The organism is Brevundimonas sp., from assembly GCF_031082345.1.
GTDB lineage: Bacteria > Pseudomonadota > Alphaproteobacteria > Caulobacterales > Caulobacteraceae > Brevundimonas.
In genome coordinates this window covers 1-4,564 of record NZ_JAVHLH010000225.1, presented here as the reverse complement: position 1 = coordinate 4,564, position 4,564 = coordinate 1, and the positions used below count along the sequence as shown (strand labels likewise).

The 4,564-nt window shown below is 72.5% G+C and carries 5 protein-coding genes; 2 read left to right on the top strand and 3 right to left on the bottom strand.

Annotation, left to right across the window (positions count from 1 at the left end; translation table 11 throughout):
- Positions 1–736, top strand: a 736-nt coding sequence (locus tag RDU12_RS12705) for a tyrosine recombinase XerC (RefSeq protein WP_308684929.1), incomplete at its 5' end; no start/stop codon positions are given.
- Between the two features lie 69 nt (positions 737–805).
- Positions 806–1,714 (top strand): retroviral-like aspartic protease family protein, encoded by a 909-nt coding sequence (locus RDU12_RS12700; RefSeq protein WP_300292149.1) that lies wholly within the window; start codon positions 806–808, stop codon positions 1,712–1,714.
- Here RDU12_RS12700 and lpdA read toward each other — a convergent pair.
- The 3 genes from lpdA to RDU12_RS12685 all read right to left on the bottom strand — a co-directional run.
- Positions 1,711–3,132, bottom strand: coding sequence for a dihydrolipoyl dehydrogenase (gene lpdA / locus RDU12_RS12695; RefSeq protein WP_300292147.1), 1,422 nt, complete (start codon positions 3,130–3,132; stop codon positions 1,711–1,713). The two genes, RDU12_RS12700 and lpdA, sit on opposite strands and share 4 nt — an antisense overlap.
- A gap of 98 nt (positions 3,133–3,230) precedes the next feature.
- A complete protein-coding gene (locus tag RDU12_RS12690; protein ID WP_300292145.1) occupies positions 3,231–3,713 on the bottom strand; it encodes a hypothetical protein in 483 nt (160 codons plus the stop codon).
- Positions 3,714–3,798: 85 nt separating this feature from the next.
- The coding region (locus RDU12_RS12685; protein WP_308684925.1) for an ATP-binding protein at positions 3,799–4,564 on the bottom strand (766 nt) is incomplete at its 5' end.

Here is a 4,564-nt window from a genome sequence, read left to right as displayed (position 1 = left end):
CCGCGCCCATCTGGCCGAGCGCCGCTCCGGCGACCGCCCCCTCAACGCCCGTTCCATCAGCCAGACCCTGTCGGCGATCCGCACCTTCCACGTCTTCCTCGACCGCCGCTGCGGCGTGCCCGCGCCCCGGCTCGCCCTCGTCCGCGGCCCGCGCGTCAAGGCCTCCCTGCCGCGCCCCGTCAGCGAGGACCAGGCCCGCGGCCTGATGCAGGAGCCCGGCGCCGATCCCGACGCCGCGCCCTGGGAAGCGGCCCGCGACCGCGCCGTCCTGACCCTGCTCTACGGCTGCGGCCTGCGCATTTCCGAGGGCCTGTCCCTGACCCGGGCCGACGCCCCCCTGCCCGAGGCCCTGCGCATCACCGGCAAGGGCGGCAAGACCCGGCTGGCCCCGGTCCTGCCCGCCGTGCGCGACGCCATCGACGCCTACCTCGCCCTCCAGCCCTTCCCGCTGGCGCCCGGCGACGCCCTGTTCCGCGCCCGCCGCGGCGGTCCGCTGAGCCCGCGCCACGTCCAGGCCACCGTCCAGCGTCTGCGCGGCCGGCTCGGACTGCCCGCCAGCGCCACGCCGCACGCCTTGCGCCACAGCTTCGCCACCCATCTGCTCGGGGCCGGGGCCGACCTGCGCTCGATCCAGGAACTGCTCGGCCACGCCAGCCTGTCGACGACCCAGAAATACACCGCCGTCGACGCCGCCCGCCTGCTCGACGCCTATGCATCGGCCCATCCCCGCGCCTAGACTGCCGCTTCAGAACGCGGGGAGGCGGCTCTGGCGGACGGTGCGATCCCGATCCTGAACCGGCGGACCATGGCCCTCGGCCTGGCCGGCGTTGTCGCGACCGGACCCGGGCCCCTCTTCGGCCAGGACCCGGAGGGCGGCGAACCCCGCCTTCTCGCCAATCTGCTGACCCGCATGGCCCTGCGCGTGACCATCAACGGGCGCCGCGGCGCGGTGTTCGTACTCGACACCGGGGCCGGCCGCACCGTCATCTCCGAGGATCTCGCCCAGACCTGGGGTCTGCCGCCGCGCCCCCCGGTGCTGGTCCACGGCCTGACCGCGGCCCAGCTCGCCCCGACCGTCCATATCAACCGGCTCAGTCTCGGCGGGCGGCGTATCCACGATCTGGAGGCGCCGATCTTTCCGCGCCGGCTGATCGCCGCCGACGGCCTGCTCGGTCTGGACGTGCTCGGGCGGTTCCGGCTGGATCTGAACATCGCCAGACGCCACGTCCGCATGAGACCCTCGGGGCCGGACGTCGTGGCCGTCGGTTCGGCCGGCTACCGGGCGACGCGGCTGCGGACGGAGGAGCGGCCCGCCCGGCACGGCCGGTTTGGCGTCCTGATCCTGACCGGGCTGGTTGAGGGCCGGGAGGTCGACGTCTTCGTCGACACCGGGGCCCAGTATTCGATCGGCAACCTGGCCCTGCTCAGATCGGTCGGGGGTGATCCGGCCGGGCTGCAGCGCGTCACCGTCTATGGCGTCACCGGCCAGGTTCTCGCCGCCGCCAGCGGCCAGGTCCGCGACCTGCGTCTGGGGACCCAGCGGCTCGGGCCGACGCCCCTGCTGTTCGCCGATCTGCACGCCTTCGAGGTGCTGGACCTGGTCGAGCGCCCGGCCCTGCTGATCGGCGCCGATCTGCTCTACCGCTTCCGCGAGGTGACGCTCGACTTCGGCCGCTCGCGCATGGCCTTCCGCGGCCTGAGGCGGACCGGCTAGGCCTGCATCGTCCAGTTATCGACGCCCATGGCCGCCTGTTTGACGGCTTCCGAGCGGGTCGGGTGGGGGTGGCAGATGCGGGCGATGTCCTCGGCCGAGCCGCCGAAGGCCATGGCCACGCAGGCCTCTCCGATCATCTCGCCCGCCTGGGGGCCGAGGATGTGGACGCCGAGGATGCGGTCGGTCGTCGCGTCGGCCAGCACCTTGGCGAAGCCCTCGGTTTCGTGGTTGATCTTGGCCCGGCTGTTGGCGCTGAACGGGAATTTGCCGGACTTGTAGGCGACGCCGTCCGCCTTCAGCTGGTCCTCGGTCTGGCCCACCCAGGCCACCTCCGGGACGGTGTAGACCACGCTCGGCACCAGATTGTAGTCGACGTGCCCGGCCTTGCCGGCGATCAGCTCGATGACGGCCACGGCGTCCTCTTCGGCCTTGTGCGCCAGCATCGGCCCCCAGGTGACGTCGCCGATGACCCAGACGCCGTCCTTGCCGGTGCGGAAATGGTCGTTGGCGAGGAAGCCGCGCTTGTCGGTCTCGATCCCGACCGTCTCCAGCCCCAGGCCCTCGGTGTAGGGACGGCGGCCGATGGCGACCAGCACCACGTCGCCCTTCAGGGTCTCGGCGGCGCCGCCCGCGGCCGGCTCGACGGTCAGATCGACACCGTCCTTCGACGTTTTCGCCCCGGTCACCTTCGATCCGAGCTTGAAGCTCATGCCCTGTTTGGTCAGGGCGCGCTGGAAGGCCTTGGCGACGTCGCTGTCCATGCCCGGGGTGATGCGGTCGAGGTATTCCACCACCGTCACCTGCGCGCCCAGCCGGCGCCACACCGAGCCCAGCTCCAGGCCGATGATCCCGGCCCCGACCACGATCAGATGCTTCGGCACGGCCGGCAGCGACAGGGCGCCGGTGGAATCCACCACCTTGCCGTCCTCGAAGGCCACGCCGGGCAGCGGCGTCGGCTCCGAACCGGTGGCGATGACGATGTCCTTCGCCGTCAGCACCGTCTTCGAACCGTCGGCGGCCGTCACCTCGACCTGGCCCTTGCCGATGATGCGGCCGCGGCCCTTGATCCAGTCGGCCTTGTTCTTCTTGAACAGGAATTCGATGCCCTTGGTCAGGGCGGCCACGCTGTCGGCCTTCTGGGCCATCATCTGCGCCAGGTTCAGCTTCGGCGCGCCGACCTCGATGCCGAGGGTCGGGAATTCCGTCGTCGCCGTCTCGAACAGCTCCGAGGCGTGCAGCAGCGCCTTCGACGGCATGCAGCCGACGTTGAGGCAGGTGCCGCCCAGGGTGTCGCGCATCTCGATGCAGGCCGCCCTCAGCCCCAGCTGACCGGCCCGGATGGCGGCATTGTAGCCGCCGGGGCCGCCGCCGATGATGACGACGTCATACGGGGCGGTGGAGGATGCGGCTTCGGCCATCGGGTCTCTCGTTCAGTGGGGCGCGGGGAGCGCGCGGAACCTAGCGGCGCGCCGGTGCGCGTCAACCGTTCCGGCCGATATAGGCGGCGGGGCGCGCCTTAGTAAGCGAGCTGGCCCGGAGTCCGCGCCCGGCGGATGCGACGGCCGGCGACCACGACCAGAAGGCCCAGCACCACCAAGGCCCCGAGCGTCAGCCAGATCGGGTCCATCGGCAGGCTCGAGGCCGCCTCCGGGGCCGACATCGTGGCCGGACCCGTACGGGCGGCGTCGCCGCCTTGCTGGTCCAGCGCCAGCCGCAGCGCGGCGTCGGCGAGGAAGGCGAGAAAATAGGCCACGGCGGACTTCGAATTTCCGGCTCCCAGCATCAGGGCGGAGATCACATACAGGACGATGGCGCCGGCCCACAGCGTCCAGGCCGGAAGGAAACCGAACAGCGCGCCGCCGCCCTCCGCTTCCGCGCGGGCGCGCATCGTGGCGGCCTCGGGGCCGGCCCCTTCGAAGAAGGGCGACAGGAACGGCCAGGCCAGCCATCCGGCATAGGCCAGAACCGCCAGCACCACGACGAAACGCAACACCTTCATGATCGACCCTCCCACGGCCCGTTAACCATTCTACACCGCCAGGCCGACGGCGCCAGCGGGGCCGGGGATCAGGCGTGGGAAGGGATCAGGCGGGGGCCGCCGGCAGGGTGATCGAGACCTCCGCGCCCTGTCCCGGCGCGCTGTCGATCGACAGCACGCCGCCGGACTGCCGCGCGAAGGCGTAGGCCTGCGACAGGCCCAGACCCGCCGCACCCTCGCGGGTCGTGAAGAAGGGCTCCACCGCACGGGCCGCCATATCCCGATCCATGCCGGGGCCGCTGTCGCGGATGCTCAGGCGCAGGCCGCCCTCCATCAGCGTCTCCAGCCGGACGGCCACGGATCCCTGCCCGTCGACCGCCTCGACCGCGTTGCGGGTCAGGGCCTTGACCGCGCCCTCGAACGCCACCGGATCGACCCGCGCCGGAGCGGCTTCGGCCGGCCCTTCGATCATCAGGTCGACGCCGGGTCCCGCAAGCTCGCGCAGCCGGCTCTCCAGGCCGCGCAGCAACACGCCGGCGTCCATGACCCGCAGCACGGGTTCGTCGTCGCCCTGCGAAAAGGCGGTCAGGCGCCGCGTCAGCAGTTCGCCCTTCTGCCCCGCCGCCAACGCAGCCTGACCGATCCGGCGTACCCGGGCCGGGTCGTCGGCCTGGCGCAGCATCATGTCCAGCGCCCCGGTCATGACGCCCAGCACGGCGTTGAAATCGTGGGCCAGCCCGCCGGTCAGGCGGCCGACGCTCTCCATCCGTCGGCCGCCCTGCAGCTCGGTCTCGGCCTCGGCCCGCGCCTGTTCGGCGGCCGCGCGGGCCTGTTCGGCCTCGGCGCGCGCGGCGGCGGCGGCGGCCAGGGCC